Here is a 21904-nt window from a genome sequence, read left to right as displayed (position 1 = left end):
TTTCACACCTACAATTCAATATATATCCATTTGTCATCTTTCATATCAGCAATAAAATAGCCACTACCTGATTTCGTAATCCAAACATCTTTTTTAATGTCAAATTTTTTCTTTAAGTCAGTTTTATGTTCCATTGGAATTACAAAGCCTGTTAACGTATCATTGTCACCAAAAATCATACTTAGTGGTTGTTGTGTAATAAGAACAACATAACGATTATCTTTTTCTGGGACCAATGTTTTAGTCACTTTGTTATGCTTTTGATGTAAATGACTATTGAAGTATTCATAATATGTACTATAGTTTGTTTTAATGTATGGCATTAACGTTTTAAAACTATGTGATTCATATAAACCTGCAGGATTAAAATTGAATAATTCATTTTTGCCTACTGTATATATTTTATGATCCATTTCTACTCTATATTTTTTACTATTTTCACCAGTAATCGTAGCCACGCCATATTTAGGTAGAGTCGAATCTTGTGTACCACTCAATGTGGTTGAACCATCTAAAGCAATACCATAAGTGAGTTTATCTTCATATGGATCTTTATTTTGATTTTGAATTGAAGCTTGAGTATAATTCTCAGAAACATGAACCCTTCCTAAATCATTGAAAAGCAATATGCCCATTAACGTAAGTCCGATTAAGAAACTTGCAAACAGAGTTAATATTCTCACTAAAAACACTGGTGGTTTAGCGTGATTATAGCGCTCTATTCTCTTAAAGTTATAAGTCATCTCAGGCATACGCGTACGACTCTTTTTCCAATCTAAATCAAAATTTTCCTGTTGCGATTTTGAATCTAAACTTTTACGGTCTTTTTCATGTTCTTTAAAAATAGGTAAAACTTGATTAAGTGAGCCTTCCTTTCTAATTTGCCCGTGAGAAACCCACGTAATATAGTTAGTCGTTTCGCTAATTTTATCAATATCATTATCTATTAAAACGAGTGTACTATTATTCTTTATGTAATCATCTGATAATTCAATCGCTCTTTCGAAAAACACATCATCTAAATGCGAGAGTACATGACTCAATATAATAATTTTGTTTTGACAAGAACGAGCGATACTGAGAAGTAATTGCGCATATTCAGCTTCTGTTAGATTAGAAATACTGTTTTCACCTTGCTCAGCTAAATGAGCCCAGTGGATAATTTGTTCAGCCTTATGACTACTCGCTTTGTAGGGAAATAGTTGCACCATATCGTCAACATATTCTTGTACAGATTGGTGTGCTACTTTCCGGTCTTCCATATCACCGTAAAACAGATTCTCTGTTCGGGAAACCTTACCTTTATCAGGCTTAACCGTTCCACTTAAGATTCTGCCTATTAGCGTTTTAGAAGAACCCGGCTCACCAATTATTCCTAATGATTCACCTTGATATATATGTAAAGAAATATTATTTAAATTAATATCTTCTGCACCATAACCAAAAGGTAGGTACCATTTCTTTGCTCGTTTATTCCTATAATAATGCGTTACTTTTAGTAACCTTAAAACAATTGAACTTCCCATTGATTATACATCCTTCTAAATTTTTAATAATGCTAATGGTAGACCTTCTTCTGGTTCGCTACTTTTTATTCTGAAGCCCCAAGCAAAGACGCCTTTTAATCTCTCTACTTTAAAGTATTGTTCGCTGCCATCGTTCAATTTGTAAATTTTTCCAATTTCAACTTTATTACGATCAACCAGATAGCTTTCTGCAATGATGACTTTACTTTGGTACACATCGTATTCATTCATAATTCCATTCATTTCAGCTTTACGCATTTTCTCTTTGTATGTTTGAATTTCATGTCTTAATTCTTGTTCAGACATCTCACTCAATTTCTTCTGTACCATCTGTTATACCACTTTCTTCTAATTTTGATTTAATTTTATCATACTTATAACCTTTTCTCATAAGCGCTTCAATGGTTTTCATCATCAATTTTTGACCATCATATTTTTTACAATTTTTATTATAGACTTTCTCTAAATCACGTTGCAATAAATTATCTAAGGTCTCTTCATCTTGCGAAAAATTCAATTCATTCATCGTCGCTTGAATCGTCTCAAGGGTAAAACCTTTTTGCATTAAGGTTTGGGAAACCTTTTGTTTTACTTTAACCACAGGACCTTTTTTCGTTTTCATGACTTTGTTCCCCACTTTTATTACATCTTCAAATGGTTGTTGTTCTTCATATAAAGCCGTAAAATGATCGATAATCTTTGGCTCAATACCCAATTGATATAATTTCTGTTTATATATTTCAGGCCCTTTATCTGACGTTCGAATCATCGTATTTTTTAAACTTTCTGCATAATCTTCATGATCAATAAATTTATCTCTATAACAATATTCTATTACCTGTTCGATTGCATTTTGTGAAACATCATTTTTTTCCAAATATTGACGTACTTCTTTTTCCGTGCGTTTTTTAAATGATAAATACTGAATCGCCATATTTACTCCACGACGATAGTGGTCATATTTTTGAATTTGTTCCATATCTTGAGGCTCTAACATTTGATCTTTCTTCAAGTTGAATTTCACAAGCGTATCTATATCAATCCCCATTTCGAACTCTCCATCGAGATAAAGATTGAATCGCTCTTTATTCTTCTTTTGAACCTCAAGCTTCGTTATCTTTGGCATATCTCATCCCACCTTTTTCTGAAAATGGACACTATATCAATTAATATTATTATGGCACATTTGTTCCGAATTAAAAAATAAGATAACCATTCACAATAAACCTTTTGAAAATACAAAAAAGCGTCTACTTTCAACTTTTGAATGATGAAAGTAGACAACTTTATAAAAGATTAATTGCTTAATTGTGACATTGCTTCTTTATATTGCTCATCAGTAATAAAATCTTGTTGCTTCATTTTTTCCAAATTAGCTTTTACACGGTTCGTATAATTAGATGACATATTATTAACATCATACACACTCGGTGCATTGACTTTACTAGCTAATATAGCACTTTGCAATACAGTAATCTGTTGCATGCTTTGATTGTTTTTATTAACAGTTGTTCCAAAATAATGATTTGCAGCACCTTCAAGTGTATATTGGTCATCACCATAATAAATATTATTAACATAAAAACTTAAAATCTCATTTTTGTTATACTGCTGTTCAACCTTGTGGGCTACAAACAACTCTTTAATTTTTCTAGTGAAAGAGCGTTCATTATCATAATAATAATTTTTTACTACTTGTTGAGTAATCGTGCTACCTCCTTGTACATCACGATCACTAATTGTTGAAAACAATGCACGTGTAGTTCCTTTTAAATCAAAACCATGATGATTATAAAAACGTTCATCTTCCATTGAAATAAAGGCACCTTTAACATAGTTAGGCATGTTATCTGCAGAAACGAAATTACTTTTATTTTCAATTGATTTTAAATCATCCACGTTAGCTCTTGAAGATAAGACATACATTGCTCCCATGAATATTGCTACGAGTACAATGACTATAATTAGTATTTTCAATAAAATCTTATTACTTTTTTTCTTTTTCGGAGGTTTACCTACTGGTTGGTAATACGTATTATAATGAGGTCTACGTGATTCAGAATGTTGCTCATTATAAGAATCCGCATATTTTTCAGTTCTTTTCATGCGTTTACTCCTTTTCTCAAACTCACCCTCTTAAAGTGAGTGTACCAATAGTTGTATGGTTTAGCTATAGCTTACATTAAAAATCAGTCCCGAGGTGTAGCAAGTTATAAACAACATGGCATATCTATTTCTAAGATTTTTTTAAATAATTAAAAAAGCTATCGATAAAGAATGACTTTACCGATAGCTCATATAAAATCTTATACGATATTTATAAGAATAAGAATTAAGCTTCTAATTGTTTAACAATTTCTCTATTGAAATCATCTAAATCGTCAGGTGTACGACTTGTAACAATATTGTTATCAACTACTACTGATTCATCAACCACTTGAGCACCTGCGTTAGATAAGTCTTTACGTACATTTAATACTCCAGTTAATGTACGACCATTTAAATCATCAGTATCAATTAATACTAATGGACCATGGCAAATTGCAAATGTTGGAACATCATTTTTAGTGAAGTATTTAGCAAATGTGCCGTAACGTCCTTCTGCATCTCCGCGTAAATGGTCAGGTGAGAAACCACCAGGGATTAATAATGCATCATAATCTTCAGGTTTAGCATCAGCAATACTTACTTGAACTGTAGCTTTCTCGCCATGTTTTCCTACAACTTCATGATTTGCAGTATCTCCAACAATTTCAGTTTCAAATCCTGCATTTTCTATAGCTTCTTTTGGACTAGTTAATTCAATATCTTCAAATTCATCTGCAAGAATGATTGCTACTTTTTTAGTCATAATTAATAATCACCTTTCTCTAATTAATTCTAGTGATTATATAGACAAGATCACTCAAGTTTAAACATTAAATTAGGATACTAACTTATATTTAGAGGCTTCTTCTTCTGAATATGAGGTAAAAAAAGCAAGTGTTGATTGCTCATCATAATCAAACACTTGCTAAATCCAACTCAATAATTAAATATAAGGCTTATTTTGAAACTTGTTTTACCTTCTCTTCTAATTGATCTAACAGACCAATCCACTCATCTATATCCTCTACACGTACTTCATCAGGGTTTACATGGTCAATGTCCTCAATAAATTTATTTAAACGTGTCTTAATTTGATCAATAGTTTGTTGTTCACTCATTAAAAATAAGCGCTCCTTTGTATAGATTTTTTTATGATAATCATATCCTAACACGAATTTGACAAAAAGCGATATAATCTTAATAATGTTTACTGTACTTTTTACATAATAAACAAAGTAGATGGAAAGTTTATATTTAGGAGTAATTATTAATGTTGATGACAAACAAAAAACCTATTTCTATCCAAAACGACCCATGGGAAGCTTACAATGATATTATAGATCATGGAAAGTTAACACTTAGTAACATCGAATTTACCACTACTAACCTTTGTAATATGCGTTGTAGCCATTGCGCAGTTGGTTATACACTTCAAACTAAAGATCCAGATCCCCTTCCAATGGATGTAATTTATCGTAGGCTTGATGAAATACCAAATTTAAGAACGATGTCTATTACTGGTGGAGAGCCAATGTTCTCTAAGAAATCAATTAAAAATGTGGTTAAACCTTTACTTAAATATGCATTTGATCGTGGAATTTATGTTCAAATGAATTCTAATTTAACATTACCTCAAGATAGATATCTTGAAATAGCTGAATATATCGATGTCATGCATATTTCTCATAACTGGGGTACAATTCAAGAATTTACTGATGTAGGCTTTGGGGCTATGAAGAAGCAACCACCATTAAAAGCTAAACTTAAATTATATGAACAAATGCTTGATAACTCTCGCACTTTATCTGAACAAGGAATGTTTGTTTCTGCCGAAACGATGCTTAATCAAAGTACGCTACCTTACTTAGACAAAATTCATAATGAAATCGTAAATGACATGAAATGTAGCCGTCATGAGGTTCATCCGATGTATCCTGCTGATTTTGCCAGTCAACTCAATGTACTTTCTTTAAAAGAAATGAAAGATGCTATTAACCACTTGCTTGATATTCGAGATGAAGATATATGGATGCTATTTGGAACTTTACCAATTTATCCATGTATTAATGATAAAAATGATCAAAAATTATTGCAAAGACTAAGAGATGCTAAAAACGTGACAATGAGAAACGATCCAGACGGCCGTAGTAGATTAAACGTTAACGTTTTTACTGGTAATGTAATTGTTACTGATTTCGGTGATGAAAACGGTACAATTTCAAATATACAGAAAGATAAATTAACAGACGTATTTGACCAGTGGCTAGATTCAGAATTAGCAAAATCACTCAATTGCCATTGTCCTAAATATCAATGCCTTGGACCTAACGTATTAGTAAAAAATATGTATTATCCTAAAACCGACTTCAAACATAAAGAAAAAGAAATGCATGCGCGTCATATTTTTTCTTAATAAATTCACATTATAGATGCTAAAAGCCAAAAGAAGATGAGTTCATCTTCTTTTGGCTTTATTAATATTATTTTTCAATATGTCTGACTTCAGATAAATATTCGATTGTTTTCTTACTTTCAGTGCGACGTTCTTTACGTCTCTCTACGCGCTGTGGTGCACTTTCGTGGAACCATTTTTCTACATCTGTTTCAGGATACACGCCTGGAACATCTGTAGGTTTACCATCTTCATCAAGCGCAACAAATGTTAAAAAGCTTAATGCTGCTAAATGGCGCTCATTATTAAAAACATCATCAATGATGATTTGTACACAAATTTCCATAGAGCTTGTGCCAGCATAAGAAACCATTGCTTCATAAGACAAAATGTCTCCAGTTTTGATAGGTCTCAAGAAGTCAACAGAATCAGTTGAAGCAGTAACGACTTGCGCTCCAGCATGTTTCATAGCAGTAATGGCAGCAATTTCATCGATATTTGCCATTAATGACCCACCAAACATCGTATGATGATGATTGGTATCTTGTGGAAACACTTGTCTATTTTTAATACATTTCGCTTCCGACATTGCTTTCATTTTTCTATTCTCGTTAGACATATTTAATTTCTCCCCATATTGATATACCAGAACCAAGACTACTAGTAATTAATATCTTATTTTTTATATCTAAAACTTGTTAAAATCTACAATAATGTTACTTACTTTGCCCAATTTCCATTTTCAAAAACTAACTCTTTAGTACCATCATGTAAGATACCATAAATCGTTAAATCAGAACTACCTATCATAAAGTCCTCATGTACATTTGAATCGTTAAGACCTGCGGCTAACTTTTCTTCAGTAGACATTTCATTTCCACCTTTGACGTTGAAACCATATGCAGATCCAATTGCTAAATGACAAGATGCATTTTCATCAAATAACGTGTTATAAAAAATGGTACGGCGATTTGAAATTGGTGAATCATCAGGTACTAATGCAACTTCTCCAAGTCTTCTAGAACCTTCGTCAGTCCCAATTAAGTCTTTGAGCACCGCTTCACCCTTTTCGGCTTTAACATCTATAATTTCACCATCTTTAAACGTTAAAGTGAAACCATCAATAATATTCCCATTATAACTTAATGGTAACTTGTTAGTAACATAACCGTTCACATTATTTCTGTCAGGTGCTGTGAACACTTCTTCTGTAGGAATATTCGCGATAAAAGGTTGGCCGTCACCGTTGACATAACTCGTTGCATCTTCCCATAAATGTCCTTCCGGTAAACCGACTGTGAGGTCTGTACCTTCAGAAATATAATGGAGTGCCTTATAATTTTTCTTTTGTAGTCTTTCGGCATGTACACTTAAAGATTTAACATGTTTGTCCCAATTTTGAATTGGGTCATTGCCATCTACACGTACAATATCAAACACTTCATCAATAAATTTTTCATAAGCTTTTTCTTCATCCATATCTGGGTAAACTCGGCGAGCCCAGTCTTTAGTAGGAAAGGCTGCCACAACCCATGGAAATTGATTCTTCTGACTTGCTTCCATATATGGTTTGAACCCTTTTGAATATTGAGCTTGAAAAGCTTTTAATTTATTGCCATCGATACCATTTAATAAGTCAGGATCTTCCGCGATGAGTGCTAAGTTAGCTGCTCCACGTTCAACATAATCCAATCTTTCATCAACATCATACTGTTTTAAATCACTATTCTCAAAATACTCTACAGATTCATGTTCAAATTTAAGTCTCTTCAGTTTTGAGTCTGAATATTTCACACGAACATCAGAGGCACCAGCTTTATAAGCCTCTTCAACTATTAAATGCGTTAAGTCTAACGCTTCAACTGATGAACGAATAAATACAGGTTGATTTTGTTGAACATTCATCCCTACTTTAACGAGTAATTCTGCATATTGTTTTAACTTTTCATTATAGTTATCCATAATGATTCCTCCCCTAATCTTGTCTAAGTTGTCCTAAATGATCTGCAATTGCTGTCACTTCACTTGGTGAAAATGAATCTTTAGACATTACAAATTCATGTATTTCTGTTATTTCTTCATGATTAGAAGACTGGAATTTATCTGGGTCAAGTAAACCTTGATTTACAATATTTAATTTCTTTCTGATTTCTGCAATCATTTCTTCATTTGATAATGACACGTGATTCACCTCTTTTGTTCAATATTCTATCAAATTACCACACTTTATTAAACTTTAATAGAATTTGAGGTTAAGTACTTTCTTATTGTTTAAATACTCTTTAAAATGGGGATATAGTTACATAGTTTGGAGGAATATAAATGGTAGACGTAGCATTTGTATGTCTCGGTAATATTTGTCGTTCTCCAATGGCTGAAGCGATCATGAGACAAAGACTACAAGACAGAGGCATTTCAGGTATTACAGTTCACTCAAGAGGAACAGGTCGATGGAATCTCGGTGAACCACCTCACGAAGGTACTCAAGCGATATTGAAAGAACATCATATCCCCTTCGATAATATGATAAGTGAACTATTCGAACCAGATGATGATTTTGACTATATTATAGCAATGGACCAAAGTAACGTGGATAACATAAGACGAATTAATCCTCATATACGCGGACAATTGTTCAAATTGCTAGAATTTAGTAACATGGAAGAGAGTGATGTACCGGATCCATATTACACCAATAATTTTGAAGGTGTATTTGAAATGGTACAATCATCTTGTGACAACTTAATTGACTATATCGTCAAAGATGCAAATTTGAAAGAGGGGTAATCAACTATGGAAAATAAATTAATTCCTGGTATTCTAATTGGTGCTATTATCGGCGGTGCTGCAACATTAGCTGATAAATCAACACGTAATTCTTTAACTCAATCATTTAAAGACGTTAAGGAAGGTAATCGTTCACGCAAACCGTCTAAAATTAATAGCATTAAAGATGAAGTAATGTATTGGAAAGATACGATTGAAGAAATCCGTCGTAACAATCCTGAATTAGAGCGTTCTATTAAAGACGCTAAAGAAACTTTTGTTAATCGTAAAAACCAACGTTTAGGTAAATAATCGGTTAATGATGAAATTTTAAACTAAAACACTGTTAAAGTTAGAGTCTTACTCTACTTTTAACAGTGTTTTTTTATGAATTTTAATAATAAGTACAAGTACTTCAATGAGAGATAAATAATTCTACATATGTAGCTAGAGCATAAATTGCTTCATAGCTATTGTCATTCGATAAATTTTAAGCGAAAATGTTGAATAACAATAATATTTAGCTATAAATGTTAAGAATACTTTTAATAAAAGTAAAGAAATTTTACATTTATTGTTTGATATCTATAGTAAATTGGGAATATATTTTCATACATTTCTCGAATTTATTAAGCAAAGGAGATAGTTATGTCAAAACAAGAAAAAACAACTTCAAAGTTCCTAAATTCGGCTAAGGAACATGAGGAACATGGGAAAGGAAAAAATGGTGAAAAAGATAAACAGATTAAAGTCGACCGTACATATATTGAACCTCAACAGTTTCAATCAAAATCACCTAAGAAAAAGAATCAAGTATTCTTTCTATCAAGGTTAAATAAACCTGCCAAATACACGAAAGATTCTAATTTCCTCAATTACTTAATTTATAGAATAGGAAAAGATGATGCTTCAGGACTAGCAGCGCAAATGACGTATCACTTCGTGTTGGCAATGTTCCCAATGCTCATTTTCTTACTGACTTTATTGGGACAGTTTATAACGATAAACACTGATCAGATTAATCAAAAGGTCAGCCAGTATGTACCTGACCAAAGTACCGCTGATGTAATCACAAAAATATTTAGTGGTATTTCTGATAGTGCTAATGGTGGCGTCCTATCCATCGGTTTAATCTTAGCCATTTGGTCAGCATCTAATGGAATGTCTGCGATTATTAATTCATTTAATGTCGCTTATGACGTTGAGGATTCTAGAAATGGCTTCGTACTTAAGATTCTAAGTGTGTTATATACACTAGTATTAGGTATTGTGTTCGTAGTGGCCATCGTGCTCATTACATTAGGCCCAGTAATAAGCAAGTTCTTATTTGGACCTTTAGGATTAGATAAACAAGTAGAATGGGTATTTGATTTAGTAAGAATCGTCTTACCTCTAATTATAATAATCATTTTATTCACTGTATTATATTCAGTGGCACCAAATGTGAAAACGAAATTACGCTCTGTACTTCCAGGTGCCCTATTTACATCAATCATTTGGTTAGTCGGTTCATTCTTATTTGGATGGTATATCTCAAACTTCGGTAATTATAATAAAACATACGGAAGTTTAGCTGGTATCATTATTTTATTCTTATGGTTATATATCACAAGCTTTATTATCATTATTGGTGCAGAAATTAATGCTATTATTCACCAAAGAACAGTAATCAAAGGTCACACACCTGAAGAAGCAGCACTTCATCACGATGATAACAACCAAAATCATTATAATGAAGACACAACATATGAATATAATAACAATACACCAGTGAATAAAGATGAAAATTATGACGTTGATAAAAATCCAAATGATGAACAACCTGAAGATCATGAAACATTTAAAGATAAAATTGTTGATAAATTTAAAAAAGATAACAACAATAGTGGTAAAAATTCATAAATAACTTTTAAAAAAAAGGCGAAAGTCACAATTATCTAAGTGACTTTCGCCTTTTTCATTATTAGTTATTGAATCAAATTATGTTGGAAAGCATAAATAACAGCTTGAGTTCTATCTTGAACTTCTAACTTACTCAATATATTACTTACGTGTGTTTTAACAGTTTTAATAGTGATATGAGAGGCGCTAGCAATTTCTTGGTTAGAGTAACCTTTGGCAATTAATAATAAAATTTCCATTTCACGCTCTGTAAGCATTTCATATAACTCAGCACGTTTTTTCATGCGGTTTCTCATTTTTACAAGTACTTCTGGTTCAAAAACAGATTCCCCTTGATCTGTTTTACGTACCGCGTCAGCAATGTCACTCGCGCTAGTCGTTTTTAAGATATAACTATCTACCCCAGCATCTAATGCTCGATAAACTTCTTTATCCTCGATAAAGCTTGTTAACATTACTACTCTTATGTGAGGTAAATCCTTTTTAATTTCAGTAGTAGCTTCTACACCATCCATATCATCCATAAGTAAATCCATTAAAATTAAATCTGGTTTCAACTCATGGGCTTTTTCGATAGCTTCTTTACCTGAAGCACCTTCTCCAACTACTTCAATATCCTGTTGTGTAGATAGATAGCTTGAAATACCAATTCTAACCATTTCATGGTCATCAACAAACAATACTTTAATCGCCATTTGATTCATCCTCCTTATTCAATGGTGCTTTAACTTCTATTCTCGTACCTGAATCCGGTAACGATACGATATGGAATGTGGCACCAATCTCTAAAGCACGTTCTCTCATATTTTTTAATCCATAACTCTGTTCAAATTTTTCATCTACATTAAAACCTTTACCATTATCTTGAATTCTAAGTAGTAAATAATCTTCTTTATTAAATAATTCAACTGTTACCTTAGAACCATTAGAGTGTCGTAATGTATTAGAAATAGCCTCTTGAGTGATTCTAAACAGATGATCTTCTATCCCTTTTGGTACTTTGAAATCTTGAATTTCATGAACAACTTTCATAGGGACTTTCTTTTGAAGATCAATGACTAAATCTTTAATACCCTCTCCTAATGATTTGTCTTTCAAACCAATAGGTCTTAGATGTAATAATAATGCTCTCATTTCGAGCTGAGAGTCTTGAACCATCTTCTCTAGTACAGGTATTTGTTGGTCTAAAGGTGGTTCTAATTTTGACTCTTTAATCGCTGACAACATCATACTTGCTGCAAATAGTTGCTGACTAACTGAGTCATGTAGTTCTCTTGCTAAACGTTGACGTTCGTCTTCAATAATTTTCTTCACTTTTACATCATTCATATTATAATTTTCATTGGTCATATTCTGCGTTTTCATTCTCAATCGGTGTAATTCTTGATTTAAAGGAACTAAAGTATGGTAAATTTCTAACGTTTCACTGTATAACTCTAGGTTTTGATCATTTATGCCTACTGTTTCACCTTCAATAGACCTTTCAATTTGTGACTTAAGCCAATCATTTTGTTGATTGATTTTATACGCTAACACAGAGCCAACGATAATACATAGTAAGATGATTAATATATTTAGGAATAAAAATACTGGTATTCCAAAAATTTGGGTGTAAAACATCCCTTGAAAATAAATAATATTGACGAACACCTTATCAATGAATAAAAAAGCAGTTAGCATGCTATATACAAGTATTAGCATTGAACCAATTGCTCTCAAGTAGTGATTCATCTATAAATCACCTCAACGTCTCCTATGAACGTTGAAACGTAAACATTGACAGTATAGTTGTCTTCTTTAGTTTTTTCTTCAACTTGAATATGGTTATTTTCAATTTTGTATGATTGTTGTTCTAAATAAGCAGTACCATAGAATGCAGCCGCATGTAGATTAATATTATAGTTTAGTGGAACAATCACTTGGACCTTGCCAAGAATATGACGTACTACAATCGTATTCGTTTCTTTAATATTAGCTGCTTTTGTCATATCAATATGAATATCACCGATGCCATGTTGAATCTGTACATCTTCCCACTTATAAACATAAACTGGTGTACGTTGTTCCCCGAACCACTTTTGTTTAATAAATATAGGTGACGTTACCTCTTCATCAGTTGCAATAACTTTTAACGGCTTAAATTTATAAATTAAGTAACGAATGATAAGTACCACTAAGAAAATAAAAAGAATAATAATTGTGTACTTATTAGACAATAGAGTAAACGCAATAAGCAATGTCCCTATCCAGAAGGACAACAAACCTCTTACTTTATGAAAATAGACATATCCTACATACACGAGCACACATCCTAATAATAAGACGAGAAGAAAGCCAATTTTTTCAAAAAATATATAATAAAAATTGGCGATAATCATTAAAGCTGTAAAAATTATCAACATTTCAGTTGATATATATTTGTGTGTCATGTTTCGCCACCTTTCTATGCTACAGCACTCATATGATAAATTAAGTTACACTCATTTTCTGTAGTGATTTTCTCTTTAGATTGTAAATGTAAATCTGCTTCAATTCTTGCATAATAAGCTTCAATATCATCTAACTTTGTTTTAATTTTTTCAATTTCTACATCATGAATTTCCTCTGCACAATAAATGTCATGATTATTGACGATATCGATATATTTATTTTCCAATGAGAGGGTGAGACTGTCAATTAACTTCTTTAATTGAACTCTTTTCTCACTTAAATAATTGATATAACTCTCGATACTTTTTAATTTTTTATCCAGTATCATTTTGTATTCATCAATACTATTTTTAATTGTTGATTTGAGAAATTGTTGTAAATATAAATCCATATAATTCATACTACCACCTCGTCATTAATTAAACCTAAGTATAAAACAATTCCGAAACCTAACGTAATAGGCTCCGGAACCATATTGAATTCATACTTTAGTCCGACGAGTTGTAAAGAACTCTCCGCAAGATATTAAATGTAATTTAAATTCCTAGTCATCGATTTTAGTAGTTAATAATGGGCCGTCTTTAGTTACAATTACTGTGTGCTCAATCTGAGCCACAAAGCTCTTATCTTTAGTTTCAAATGCCCACTCGTTCTTTCCTTCAGTGACAAATGTAGCTCGTGATGAAATGAAAGGTTCTACTGCAATAACAAGACCTTCTTTTAATAATGTTTTGTCTTTTGGATCATAATAATTCATTACATGACTAGGTGCTTCATGTAACGATTGACCCACACCATGACCGGTTAAGTTTTTAATTACTGTTAAATCATTTTGACGTGCTGTAGCGTGAACCGCCTTACCAATATTACTTAATTTGGCACCAGGTTTTACTTTCGTCATGGCATTTTCAAAAGCCATTGTTGCTACATCACATACTTTTTGTTTAAGAGGATTATCTGCTTCTCCCACTACAAATGAGATACCTGTATCAGCATAGTAACCATCTTTTAACGCTGATACATCGATATTGACTAAGTCTCCTTCACGTATAATACGTTTACCAGGAATACCATGGGCTACCTCTTCATTTACACTAATACACGTTTGTCCAGGAAAATTTTCATCATGAATCGGTGCCGAAATTGCGCCATGCTCTTCAAACAAATCTTTAGCGATATTATCTAACTCTCGTGTAGTTACACCAGGTTTTGTTGCTTCTTGCATTGTGTCTCTGACTTTAGCACAAATATATCCTATTTCTTTTAATGCTTGTAATTCTTCATCAGTTTTAACAATCATTTTATCCCGTTCCTTTTTAAATTATATTTCATCTTATTATAGCAAATTTTTTTTGATATACTAAACTTGAATAGATACATAATTAGATTTATTTGAAATATTTTTAGAGAAAGAGAATTTGTATAAAGTTTACCCTTTTCGAATTCCTTCTTCCTACTAAGGGGTCAGATAGCTATGAACGTAAAATGGTATAGACATATAATTGGAGCTCGAACGCTTAAAACGGGACTTGCAACTTTTTTAACATCATTGTTTTGTATGTTACTTCATCTCACTCCAATATTTGCTATTTTAACAGCAATTGTAACTATTGAACCTACTGCTAAGGCATCAATTAAGAAAGGTTATAAACGTTTACCTGCGACAGTTATAGGAGCTTTGTTTGCTGTAGTATTTACATATATTTTTGGTGATCAATCGCCATTAAGTTACGCACTTGCTGCAACGTTTACGATTTTAGTTTGTACGAAATTCAATTTACAAGTTGGTACCACCGTTGCAGTACTTACTTCCGTAGCAATGATTCCTGGTATTCACGAAGCGTATTTATTTAACTTTTTTTCAAGATTATTAACTGCTCTAATTGGACTCGTCACAGCAGGATTAGTTAACTTTATCATTCTGCCTCCTAAATATTATCAACAACTAGAAGACCAGCTTTCAATATCTGAGAAAAAAATGTACGATTTGTTTTACAATCGTTGCCAAGAATTACTATTAGGCAAGTTTAGTTCTGAGAAAAGTAATAGACAACTTTCGAAATTAAATATTATTGCTCAAAAGATTGAAACTTTAACAAGTTATCAGAGAGACGAACTTCATTATCATAAAAATAAAGAAGATGATTGGAAATTATTAAATAAAATAACCAATCGCGCATACAATAATCGTTTATTTATCTCTCACCTGTCTAATATCATCTATCTACCTAAAAATACCCACATCGCTTTCGCACCTGAAGAAAAGATGGCGATCATAAATATTAGTAATAGTATTAGTGAAATTATAAGTCATGGAAGCTTCAAGCGACACAAAAAATCAGCTTCGACGTTAAAGACCTCAGTGAAGCGCTTAGAAGAATTTGATCAAAACCAAATGAAGAGTCACCTTATTTATGAAATACTGTTGATTTATAAAATATTAGACTCTCGTTATGCTAAATAATTGATATATTAAACAATAAACACCTCAGAAAGATGACTTACCCGTGACCTTTCTGAGGTATCTTTTATTCAATACTTTAAATTTATTCTGTTTCACCTTGGCCTATTGTTACTGATGTAACGTAACCATTGTCTACTTTAAATTGTAATTTGATTTTATCACCATGATAGATATATACACCATCATTAGAATCTGTACCTGTATGTGGTAAATGATTTAATTTATCATTTGAATAAGCATCTTTCATTTGATCTAAAGACAATGATTGATCTGTAACTTTAAATCGAATACTTGTAGCCGTATCATCACCTGTAGTTCTAACTTCTTGATCATATACGTGCTTGTATTCAATATTATCTTCATTATCTTGTTCAATTTTATATCCATTAAAATTCAATTGCCCATTATCCAAAGCATCAACAAAACTTTTATCTGTAAGATATGAAGCATTTTGTCCTGCATTTCCATTATGTACGTACCCATCTTGAGCTAGTGTCGATTGATGATTATAACTCGATACTTGATTGTCCCCATTAACCATTTGTTCAGCGTGTGCGACTTGCGAAAGTGAAAAAGCAATCGATGATGCTGCAAGAGTTAAACCCATCATTTTTAAACCTTTCATTTTCTCACTCCTATAATTTGTATAAAATAAAGTTCTCCCGTACACGCTAAGTATATCAACTAGAGGATGATATCAAACTTATTTTTCTTATCTTTATATTTCTAGCACTTTACTGTCCTAAAATAATACATAACAGACGTTTAAGCACCCTAAGTGTGTATTATAAAAAAAGAGCTAGATAATGGCTGTTTTAGCCATCAATCTAACTCTCTAAAATATAATTAGAATTATTTAATTCTTACTATTTTTAGCGCGATTGATTAATACTTGTTTAGCTGCTTCTTCTTCAGTATTGTCTAATTCTTTTGGTTCAAATGGTATGCCTTTTCGTTCACAAGCCTTCTCAAGTAAATAATCTGTCATTTCATGGTTTTTAGGTAATATAGGACCATGTAAATAAGAACCTAATAGATTTTTATAATGGATTCCCTCTTTTAGATCTGTATCATTATTACCATAACCGTGTGTAACATTTCCAAGTGTACCAAAGTTATGATATGTTCTACCGCCATGATTTTCAAAACCAACGATGGTTCCAAATGTATCACTTTCTATCACGATATCACCTGTTAAACGATCAGTTCGAGACTCGGTATAAAAATCAAGCACCCCTAATCCTTCAAGTTCAGTACCATCTGGGGTGATATACTTCGTACCTAAGAATTGGTAACCACCACAAATTGTAAGACCAGGCATTCCATCTTCAATTGCTTCTTTAAGTGAACTCTTAATTTTACTTAGTTCTTTAGTAGCTAGAGCTTGTTCTCTATCACTCCCCCCACCAATGAAGAAGATATCACAATTGTCGAATGTTACACCGTCTGTTTCATTAATTTCTTTAACATTAAGTTTGATATTTCTCTTTTTAGCACGTTGTTTTAATGCAATGATATTACCAATGTCACTGTATAAATTTAATTTATCAGACATAAAATGATATACCGTTAATTCATTCATTTACGACTGACCTCCTTCAAATGAGCGATTTAATTGCTCTAACATCGGCGCTAAAGAAGTATAGTTAGGAATAGCTACCGTAAATGATGTATAATCCATTGTTTTAGCCGTAGCTTTGTAGATGTCATTTTCGACAATAATAGGAACATCCACTTCAGCAAGTTTCAATCGCAATTGGAGTTCTTCAGCACGTGTGCCAGTAACAATGATAGCTTCAATATCTTGATTGCTTAACTTTTCAAAGTCTGCATCATAAATCCATGATGTATCACGGCCATCCGCAGCATTGTCGTTCAAGCTAATAACATAAACTTTTTTACCTTCTAGCTGTTCACCAACTGATAAGCTAGCATTCATTCCTGCAGGGTTCTTTGCAAGATTTATCATTGCTTCTTTGTTCCCTTTTGAAAAATATTGCATACGTCCATTATCAGAAGTATATGTTTCAAAACCTTTTTGAATTGATTCATCATTAAGTCCCAATTCTCTTAATACTGAATATGCTGCTAATGCGTTAAATGCATTGAAATCTCCTGCAATTTTCATATTAAAAGTAAAATCATTAATCGTCATATTAATAAATGGTGAAACTTCAAAATTTGAAACTTCGTATGTAGGTTCTTCACGTTTAAATCCACATTCACAATGATAATGACCAATTTGATTGTAATGAATATAATCATACTGTAATAATCGACCACAGTTTGGACAATATTTACTTTCATTCATGGTACTTTGTTCAAATTCATGTGCATGTGCTTTCATACCATAATACACAAGAGAATCACTTGCAATTTTCAAACGACTTACGAATGGATCATCAGCGTTTAATAATAGCTTAATCCCTTTATTACTAATTGATTTAGCAATATTATTTACCATAATATCTATTTCACCAAATCTATCCATTTGATCTCTGAAAAAGTTGGTAAATACCATCATTGATGGTGTAACCTCTTTAAGAACTCGAGGGATGGAGCCTTCATCAATCTCGATGATAGCAATTTTAGTCTCTTTTGAGATTTGCATAATGAATGCAGAAGTAATTCCTGCAGCCATATTTGCACCTTCATTATTATGAATAATTTTAATTTGATTTTCTTTTAAAGTATGCCCTATTAAGTTAGATGTTGTTGTCTTACCATTTGTACCACTAATAAATACAATATCATCTACTTGTTCAGACAATTTTCTTAATATATTTTGATCCACACGTCTTGCAATTTGCCCTGGCAAGTCTGTTCCCTTTTTACCAACAGCTCTACTTGCCTTACGAGCTAACTTAGCCATGTGAGTTGCAGTCCATTGTCTCATGCGTTTCCTCCTCATAATTCCACTCGCATAATTATAACATGTAAAGGGTATAACAAAAAAGATTCTCAATTCGAAAAGAATATCCTCGCTACAGATTAAAATTATTATAATCTGTAAATGAGAATGGTTATCTCTAGATTAGAATAATTATTATTTACTATTGAGAAAAGGTTTGTTATACTCATATATGTAATTAATTAATTCAATTTTTATAAGAGGTGAATGAGATGTTAAGTAAAGAATTACTTGAAGCATTAAATGAACAAATGAACCACGAATATTTCTCTGCTCATGCTTATATGGCTATGGCAGCTTATTGTGATAAAGAATCTTATGAAGGTTTCGCTAACTTCTACATTGAACAAGCTAAAGAAGAACGATTCCACGGTAAAAAAATCTATGATTATATTAACGACCGTGGTGAACATGCAGTTTTTGATACAATAAAAGCTCCTAAAGTAGAATTTTCTTCTATTTTAGAGACATTCAAAGACGGTTTAGATCAAGAAAGAGATGTTACTAAACGTTTCTATAACTTATCTGAATTAGCGCATAAAGATAAAGATTATGCTACTATTTCATTCTTAAATTGGTTCTTAGATGAACAAGTTGAAGAAGAATCAACATTCGAAACTCACATTGATTATTTAACTCGTATTGGTGATGATTGCAATACATTATACTTATATGAGAAAGAACTTGCTAATCGCTCATTTGACGAAGAATAGAACTTAAATCATGTCTTTATTTTATTAAGATATTGTGTTTTTGATATAAAGCTTAGTCATTTAACTCATCATTAAAGTCCAATCATGTTATGAATTAAAATGCATGATTGGACTTATTTTTATATACAGACTTTTAATAAATCACCCGTAAATCGGCAATTTCTAACTTAAATTTTACATTTAATCTTATAAAGTAAAGCAAGTTGCAAACTCTTTACTAGGCATATAATAAGAAGTGTTATAAAATATATAATTAAAGAATTTAAAGTAATTAAAAATGATACAGGAAGGAAAATATTAATGGCTGATAATGCTTTTGTAGCGTTAGACTTTGAAACTGCAAATGGTAAGCGTACAAGTATTTGTTCTGTTGGTATGGTGAAAGTCATCAATAATCAAATTACTGAATCATTCTACACGCTCGTTAACCCATTTGATTATTTTACTGAAACAAATATTAATGTTCATGGTATTAGACCTGAGGATGTGGAAGATGCACCAAGTTTCGAATATGTCTACCCATATATGCTCCAATTCATTAATGAATTACCAGTTGTCGCACACAATGCTGCTTTTGATATGAATGTTTTACATCAAAGTTTAAAAAGCTTAAATATTGAAACACCATCGATGACTTATTTCTGTTCATACCAATTAGCCAAACGAACAATAGACGCTTACCGGTATGGGCTTAAACATTTAATGAATCATTATCAATTAGATTTTCACGGTCATCATGACGCTCTTAATGATGCAAAAGCGTGTGCAATGATAACATTTAGGTTACTTAAACACTATGATGATTTACCAAGTATGCTTTCAATTTACGGTAAGAATCTGAAAGATAAGGGCTGATTGTTAACTATTACTAAGTGAACATCAGCCTATTTTTATATAAAATCATATATTGTCATATTTCGATAACTTGATTGCTCTAAATTTCCTACTGTTACGCCTATAAGACGAATAGGTACATCAGGATCTTTTAAATCACTATAAAGTGTATACGCGATATTATAAATGTCATTTTCTGATTGAACAGAATCTCTTAAACTTGTTTGTTTTGATAACGTTTCATATTTAAAGGTTTTAATTTTGACTGTTACTGTTTTACCGGATTTCTGTAATTTATTTAACCTTTCCGCAGTTTTGCCAGAAAGTTCCCATACTTTCCTTAAAATTTCATCGTCGTCGTTTACATCAGTTGAAAAAGTACGCTCAGTTCCTACTGATTTGCGTACTCGAGTAGCTTTCACTTCGTTATTATCGATACCTCTAGCTTTATTATATAAACCGCGACCTCTTTTCCCGAATAAGCGAATTAATTCAAATTCATCTTTGTCGTATAAATCTTGCCCTGTGAATATTCCATTATCATGCATGACTTTCTTTGAAGCTTTCCCAACACCAGGAAATTCTCCTATATCTAAATTCATCAATATCTCATGTACATTTTGATAATCTATAACAGTCATGCCATTAGGTTTATTCATTCCACTTGCTAATTTAGCTAAAAATTTATTATATGATACGCCAGCTGAAGCAGTAAGTTGCGTTTGTTCAAAAATATCACGTCGAATATAGTTTGCAATTCTAGACGCTGGCATATCTGGTCGAACAAGATGTGTGATATCTAAATAAGCTTCATCTAGTGACATAGGTTCAACAATTTCAGTGTAACTTCGAAAGATTTCCATAATTTGATGTGAAACCTCTCTATAAGCACCGAAACGACTTGTGACGTAATATCCATTTGGGCAAAGTTTATGAGCTTGAGACATTGGCATAGCTGAGTGCACACCATATTTTCTCGCTTCATAAGATGCAGTTGATACTACACCACGATGACTTGCTTTACCTCCTACTATGACTGGTTTGCCTTTAAGTCGAGGATTATCTCGCATTTCCACCTGCGCAAAGAAATAATCCATATCAATGTGAATAATTCTTCTCTCTGCCAAAGTCTCACCCCACTTTCCATCTTTAAATAGCTTTATACTATTATACGCTTTAAATAGATAATTTACATGCATTGTGCACATTATAAAACAATCACTTTTTAAGTTATTTTAAATAATAAAAACCACCTGTTTCGCTATTCGAACAAGTGGTTCATCTATTATTCATGATTCGCTTGGGTTGGTTTATTCTGGTATAAATATAAGCCTTCGTCATATTTTTGAATATATTTAAATTTACTAGTTAACGCAAGTGCAACTAAAAATACATCAACTATACAATAACTCATATGTATACTAAACATGAAAATAAGTGATGAGTAAGAATACATTTGAATAAGTAAAAGTAATGTCAGACTGATAATTACAAGTGGAGCTAACATAATCGTAACAAATTGCCATCTATTAAAACATGTATTGGAGAATTGCATGATAATGGAGCGTTTATTATATTTTATTAAAGGTTTTTCACCTTTAGAAAATACTATAAATAGTATTCGATGAATAAGTTCATGCACAATCCATAATATGATAAAACCAATGAATCCATAGATAAGGTTCATCACTAAATTTTGCTCGATGACATGGGTCACTTTATAAGCCCATTTATAAGTAAATAATATGACGAATAATCCAAATACAATTTGCAATAAAATAAATCTCTGAAGTTGAAATTTATTCTGTGATAAATCTATTTTATGCACAACCAACCCTCCAATTCGCTATTTTTCAACCATAGTATACAACTTTTAAT

The 21904-nt window shown here is 31.9% G+C and carries 26 protein-coding genes; 7 read left to right on the top strand and 19 right to left on the bottom strand.

Annotation, left to right across the window (positions count from 1 at the left end):
* Nucleotides 1-8: 8 nt before the first annotated feature.
* The 6 genes from V6C74_RS04710 to V6C74_RS04685 form a co-directional block, all read right to left on the bottom strand.
* Nucleotides 9-1526: an ATP-binding cassette domain-containing protein gene (locus tag V6C74_RS04710; RefSeq protein WP_002453592.1), complete on the bottom strand. Its 1518-nt coding sequence runs from the start codon at nucleotides 1524-1526 to the stop codon at nucleotides 9-11.
* 15 nt (nucleotides 1527-1541) lie between these two features.
* Nucleotides 1542-1856 (bottom strand): YfhH family protein, encoded by a 315-nt coding sequence (locus tag V6C74_RS04705; protein ID WP_002445497.1) that lies wholly within the window; start codon nucleotides 1854-1856, stop codon nucleotides 1542-1544.
* On the bottom strand, nucleotides 1834-2652 hold the full coding sequence (gene recX, locus V6C74_RS04700; RefSeq protein ID WP_002453593.1) for a recombination regulator RecX: 819 nt from the start codon (nucleotides 2650-2652) through the stop codon (nucleotides 1834-1836). The genes V6C74_RS04705 and recX overlap by 23 nt, the downstream gene beginning before the upstream one ends.
* A gap of 170 nt (nucleotides 2653-2822) precedes the next feature.
* Complete coding sequence (gene sgtB / locus V6C74_RS04695; protein ID WP_002453594.1) at nucleotides 2823-3632, bottom strand: monofunctional peptidoglycan glycosyltransferase SgtB; 810 nt, start codon at nucleotides 3630-3632, stop codon at nucleotides 2823-2825.
* Nucleotides 3633-3858: 226 nt separating this feature from the next.
* Nucleotides 3859-4377 carry a type 1 glutamine amidotransferase domain-containing protein gene (locus V6C74_RS04690; protein WP_002435935.1) on the bottom strand — a complete coding sequence of 173 codons (519 nt, stop codon included), beginning with the start codon at nucleotides 4375-4377 and terminating at the stop codon, nucleotides 3859-3861.
* 193 nt (nucleotides 4378-4570) lie between these two features.
* A complete protein-coding gene (locus V6C74_RS04685) occupies nucleotides 4571-4732 on the bottom strand; it encodes an SE1561 family protein (protein WP_001830395.1) in 162 nt (53 codons plus the stop codon).
* A 158-nt stretch (nucleotides 4733-4890) separates the two neighbouring features.
* Here V6C74_RS04685 and yfkAB point away from each other — a divergent pair, with 158 nt between their 5' ends.
* Nucleotides 4891-6027, top strand: coding sequence for a radical SAM/CxCxxxxC motif protein YfkAB (yfkAB, locus tag V6C74_RS04680; protein WP_165353540.1), 1137 nt, complete (start codon nucleotides 4891-4893; stop codon nucleotides 6025-6027).
* Nucleotides 6028-6094: 67 nt separating this feature from the next.
* Here yfkAB and V6C74_RS04675 read toward each other — a convergent pair whose 3' ends face one another.
* The 3 genes from V6C74_RS04675 to V6C74_RS04665 form a co-directional block, all read right to left on the bottom strand.
* On the bottom strand, nucleotides 6095-6625 hold the full coding sequence (locus V6C74_RS04675) for an acyl-CoA thioesterase (protein WP_002453596.1): 531 nt from the start codon (nucleotides 6623-6625) through the stop codon (nucleotides 6095-6097).
* A gap of 101 nt (nucleotides 6626-6726) precedes the next feature.
* Nucleotides 6727-7968 (bottom strand): aminopeptidase, encoded by a 1242-nt coding sequence (locus V6C74_RS04670; RefSeq protein WP_002453597.1) that lies wholly within the window; start codon nucleotides 7966-7968, stop codon nucleotides 6727-6729.
* 13 nt (nucleotides 7969-7981) lie between these two features.
* On the bottom strand, nucleotides 7982-8188 hold the full coding sequence (locus tag V6C74_RS04665; protein ID WP_002435959.1) for a DUF1128 domain-containing protein: 207 nt from the start codon (nucleotides 8186-8188) through the stop codon (nucleotides 7982-7984).
* Nucleotides 8189-8328: 140 nt separating this feature from the next.
* Between V6C74_RS04665 and V6C74_RS04660 the strand changes: the two genes are divergently transcribed.
* The 3 genes from V6C74_RS04660 (at nucleotide 8329) to V6C74_RS04650 (ending at nucleotide 10674) form a co-directional block, all read left to right on the top strand.
* Entirely contained in the window at nucleotides 8329-8793 is a 465-nt protein-coding gene (locus V6C74_RS04660) for a low molecular weight protein-tyrosine-phosphatase (protein WP_002435947.1), read from the top strand.
* 6 nt (nucleotides 8794-8799) lie between these two features.
* Nucleotides 8800-9084 carry a hypothetical protein gene (locus V6C74_RS04655; protein WP_002435890.1) on the top strand — a complete coding sequence of 95 codons (285 nt, stop codon included), beginning with the start codon at nucleotides 8800-8802 and terminating at the stop codon, nucleotides 9082-9084.
* A 336-nt stretch (nucleotides 9085-9420) separates the two neighbouring features.
* The gene (locus V6C74_RS04650; RefSeq protein ID WP_016898704.1) at nucleotides 9421-10674 is read left to right on the top strand and encodes a YihY/virulence factor BrkB family protein; all 1254 of its coding nucleotides are present in this window, start codon (nucleotides 9421-9423) and stop codon (nucleotides 10672-10674) included.
* Nucleotides 10675-10739: 65 nt separating this feature from the next.
* On the opposite strand, the gene vraR is transcribed toward V6C74_RS04650, so the two are convergent.
* The 5 genes from vraR to map all read right to left on the bottom strand — a co-directional run bounded on the left by vraR (nucleotide 10740) and on the right by map (nucleotide 14404).
* Nucleotides 10740-11369 (bottom strand): two-component system response regulator VraR, encoded by a 630-nt coding sequence (gene vraR / locus V6C74_RS04645; protein ID WP_002453599.1) that lies wholly within the window; start codon nucleotides 11367-11369, stop codon nucleotides 10740-10742.
* On the bottom strand, nucleotides 11359-12405 hold the full coding sequence (locus tag V6C74_RS04640) for a sensor histidine kinase (protein WP_002435929.1): 1047 nt from the start codon (nucleotides 12403-12405) through the stop codon (nucleotides 11359-11361). The genes vraR and V6C74_RS04640 overlap by 11 nt, the downstream gene beginning before the upstream one ends.
* Nucleotides 12402-13103 carry a cell wall-active antibiotics response protein LiaF gene (liaF, locus tag V6C74_RS04635; RefSeq protein WP_002453600.1) on the bottom strand — a complete coding sequence of 234 codons (702 nt, stop codon included), beginning with the start codon at nucleotides 13101-13103 and terminating at the stop codon, nucleotides 12402-12404. The genes V6C74_RS04640 and liaF overlap by 4 nt, the downstream gene beginning before the upstream one ends.
* A 14-nt stretch (nucleotides 13104-13117) precedes the next feature.
* Nucleotides 13118-13504 (bottom strand): hypothetical protein, encoded by a 387-nt coding sequence (locus tag V6C74_RS04630; protein ID WP_002453601.1) that lies wholly within the window; start codon nucleotides 13502-13504, stop codon nucleotides 13118-13120.
* A 144-nt stretch (nucleotides 13505-13648) separates the two neighbouring features.
* On the bottom strand, nucleotides 13649-14404 hold the full coding sequence (gene map / locus V6C74_RS04625; protein WP_002453602.1) for a type I methionyl aminopeptidase: 756 nt from the start codon (nucleotides 14402-14404) through the stop codon (nucleotides 13649-13651).
* Between the two features lie 174 nt (nucleotides 14405-14578).
* On the opposite strand from map, the gene V6C74_RS04620 reads away from it, so the two are divergent.
* Nucleotides 14579-15568, top strand: coding sequence for an aromatic acid exporter family protein (locus V6C74_RS04620; RefSeq protein ID WP_049389121.1), 990 nt, complete (start codon nucleotides 14579-14581; stop codon nucleotides 15566-15568).
* An 82-nt stretch (nucleotides 15569-15650) separates the two neighbouring features.
* Here the strand turns inward: V6C74_RS04620 and V6C74_RS04615 are convergent, their stop codons facing one another.
* The 3 genes from V6C74_RS04615 to V6C74_RS04605 all read right to left on the bottom strand — a co-directional run bounded on the left by V6C74_RS04615 (nucleotide 15651) and on the right by V6C74_RS04605 (nucleotide 18464).
* Nucleotides 15651-16193: a hypothetical protein gene (locus V6C74_RS04615; RefSeq protein ID WP_002453604.1), complete on the bottom strand. Its 543-nt coding sequence runs from the start codon at nucleotides 16191-16193 to the stop codon at nucleotides 15651-15653.
* A gap of 231 nt (nucleotides 16194-16424) precedes the next feature.
* Nucleotides 16425-17150 (bottom strand): type 1 glutamine amidotransferase, encoded by a 726-nt coding sequence (locus V6C74_RS04610; RefSeq protein WP_002453605.1) that lies wholly within the window; start codon nucleotides 17148-17150, stop codon nucleotides 16425-16427.
* Nucleotides 17151-18464, bottom strand: coding sequence for a Mur ligase family protein (locus V6C74_RS04605; RefSeq protein ID WP_002453606.1), 1314 nt, complete (start codon nucleotides 18462-18464; stop codon nucleotides 17151-17153).
* Between the two features lie 227 nt (nucleotides 18465-18691).
* Between V6C74_RS04605 and ftnA the strand changes: the two genes are divergently transcribed.
* On the top strand, nucleotides 18692-19192 hold the full coding sequence (gene ftnA / locus V6C74_RS04600; RefSeq protein ID WP_002453607.1) for an H-type ferritin FtnA: 501 nt from the start codon (nucleotides 18692-18694) through the stop codon (nucleotides 19190-19192).
* A 300-nt stretch (nucleotides 19193-19492) separates the two neighbouring features.
* A complete protein-coding gene (locus V6C74_RS04595) occupies nucleotides 19493-20047 on the top strand; it encodes a 3'-5' exonuclease (protein WP_002453608.1) in 555 nt (184 codons plus the stop codon).
* A gap of 35 nt (nucleotides 20048-20082) precedes the next feature.
* Here the strand turns inward: V6C74_RS04595 and dinB are convergent, their stop codons facing one another.
* Both dinB and V6C74_RS04585 read right to left on the bottom strand, forming a co-directional pair.
* On the bottom strand, nucleotides 20083-21153 hold the full coding sequence (gene dinB / locus V6C74_RS04590) for a DNA polymerase IV (RefSeq protein ID WP_002453609.1): 1071 nt from the start codon (nucleotides 21151-21153) through the stop codon (nucleotides 20083-20085).
* A 158-nt stretch (nucleotides 21154-21311) separates the two neighbouring features.
* Complete coding sequence (locus V6C74_RS04585) at nucleotides 21312-21854, bottom strand: DUF3267 domain-containing protein (protein ID WP_002453610.1); 543 nt, start codon at nucleotides 21852-21854, stop codon at nucleotides 21312-21314.
* Nucleotides 21855-21904: the final 50 nt, after the last annotated feature.

The sequence above is a fragment of the Staphylococcus capitis subsp. capitis genome (genome assembly GCF_040739495.1).
Taxonomy (GTDB): Bacteria; Bacillota; Bacilli; order Staphylococcales; family Staphylococcaceae; genus Staphylococcus; species Staphylococcus capitis.
Note: the sequence above shows the minus strand (reverse complement) of the source record. Positions and strands in the feature narration are given on the sequence as shown.

Bases quoted from the DNA above. Each gene is read 5' to 3' on its own strand.
- V6C74_RS04710 (WP_002453592.1), bottom strand. From the start codon at position 1,526: ATGGGAAGTTCAATTGTTTTAAGGTTACTAAAAGTAACGCATTATTAT.
- V6C74_RS04705 (WP_002445497.1), bottom strand. From the start codon at position 1,856: ATGGTACAGAAGAAATTGAGTGAGATGTCTGAACAAGAATTAAGACAT.
- recX (WP_002453593.1), bottom strand. From the start codon at position 2,652: ATGCCAAAGATAACGAAGCTTGAGGTTCAAAAGAAGAATAAAGAGCGA.
- sgtB (WP_002453594.1), bottom strand. From the start codon at position 3,632: ATGAAAAGAACTGAAAAATATGCGGATTCTTATAATGAGCAACATTCT.
- V6C74_RS04690 (WP_002435935.1), bottom strand. From the start codon at position 4,377: ATGACTAAAAAAGTAGCAATCATTCTTGCAGATGAATTTGAAGATATT.
- V6C74_RS04685 (WP_001830395.1), bottom strand. From the start codon at position 4,732: ATGAGTGAACAACAAACTATTGATCAAATTAAGACACGTTTAAATAAA.
- yfkAB (WP_165353540.1), top strand. From the start codon at position 4,891: ATGACAAACAAAAAACCTATTTCTATCCAAAACGACCCATGGGAAGCT.
- V6C74_RS04675 (WP_002453596.1), bottom strand. From the start codon at position 6,625: ATGTCTAACGAGAATAGAAAAATGAAAGCAATGTCGGAAGCGAAATGT.
- V6C74_RS04670 (WP_002453597.1), bottom strand. From the start codon at position 7,968: ATGGATAACTATAATGAAAAGTTAAAACAATATGCAGAATTACTCGTT.
- V6C74_RS04660 (WP_002435947.1), top strand. From the start codon at position 8,329: ATGGTAGACGTAGCATTTGTATGTCTCGGTAATATTTGTCGTTCTCCA.
- V6C74_RS04655 (WP_002435890.1), top strand. From the start codon at position 8,800: ATGGAAAATAAATTAATTCCTGGTATTCTAATTGGTGCTATTATCGGC.
- V6C74_RS04650 (WP_016898704.1), top strand. From the start codon at position 9,421: ATGTCAAAACAAGAAAAAACAACTTCAAAGTTCCTAAATTCGGCTAAG.
- vraR (WP_002453599.1), bottom strand. From the start codon at position 11,369: ATGGCGATTAAAGTATTGTTTGTTGATGACCATGAAATGGTTAGAATT.
- V6C74_RS04640 (WP_002435929.1), bottom strand. From the start codon at position 12,405: ATGAATCACTACTTGAGAGCAATTGGTTCAATGCTAATACTTGTATAT.
- liaF (WP_002453600.1), bottom strand. From the start codon at position 13,103: ATGACACACAAATATATATCAACTGAAATGTTGATAATTTTTACAGCT.
- V6C74_RS04630 (WP_002453601.1), bottom strand. From the start codon at position 13,504: ATGAATTATATGGATTTATATTTACAACAATTTCTCAAATCAACAATT.
- map (WP_002453602.1), bottom strand. From the start codon at position 14,404: ATGATTGTTAAAACTGATGAAGAATTACAAGCATTAAAAGAAATAGGA.
- V6C74_RS04620 (WP_049389121.1), top strand. From the start codon at position 14,579: ATGAACGTAAAATGGTATAGACATATAATTGGAGCTCGAACGCTTAAA.
- V6C74_RS04615 (WP_002453604.1), bottom strand. From the start codon at position 16,193: ATGAAAGGTTTAAAAATGATGGGTTTAACTCTTGCAGCATCATCGATT.
- V6C74_RS04610 (WP_002453605.1), bottom strand. From the start codon at position 17,150: ATGAATGAATTAACGGTATATCATTTTATGTCTGATAAATTAAATTTA.
- V6C74_RS04605 (WP_002453606.1), bottom strand. From the start codon at position 18,464: ATGAGACAATGGACTGCAACTCACATGGCTAAGTTAGCTCGTAAGGCA.
- ftnA (WP_002453607.1), top strand. From the start codon at position 18,692: ATGTTAAGTAAAGAATTACTTGAAGCATTAAATGAACAAATGAACCAC.
- V6C74_RS04595 (WP_002453608.1), top strand. From the start codon at position 19,493: ATGGCTGATAATGCTTTTGTAGCGTTAGACTTTGAAACTGCAAATGGT.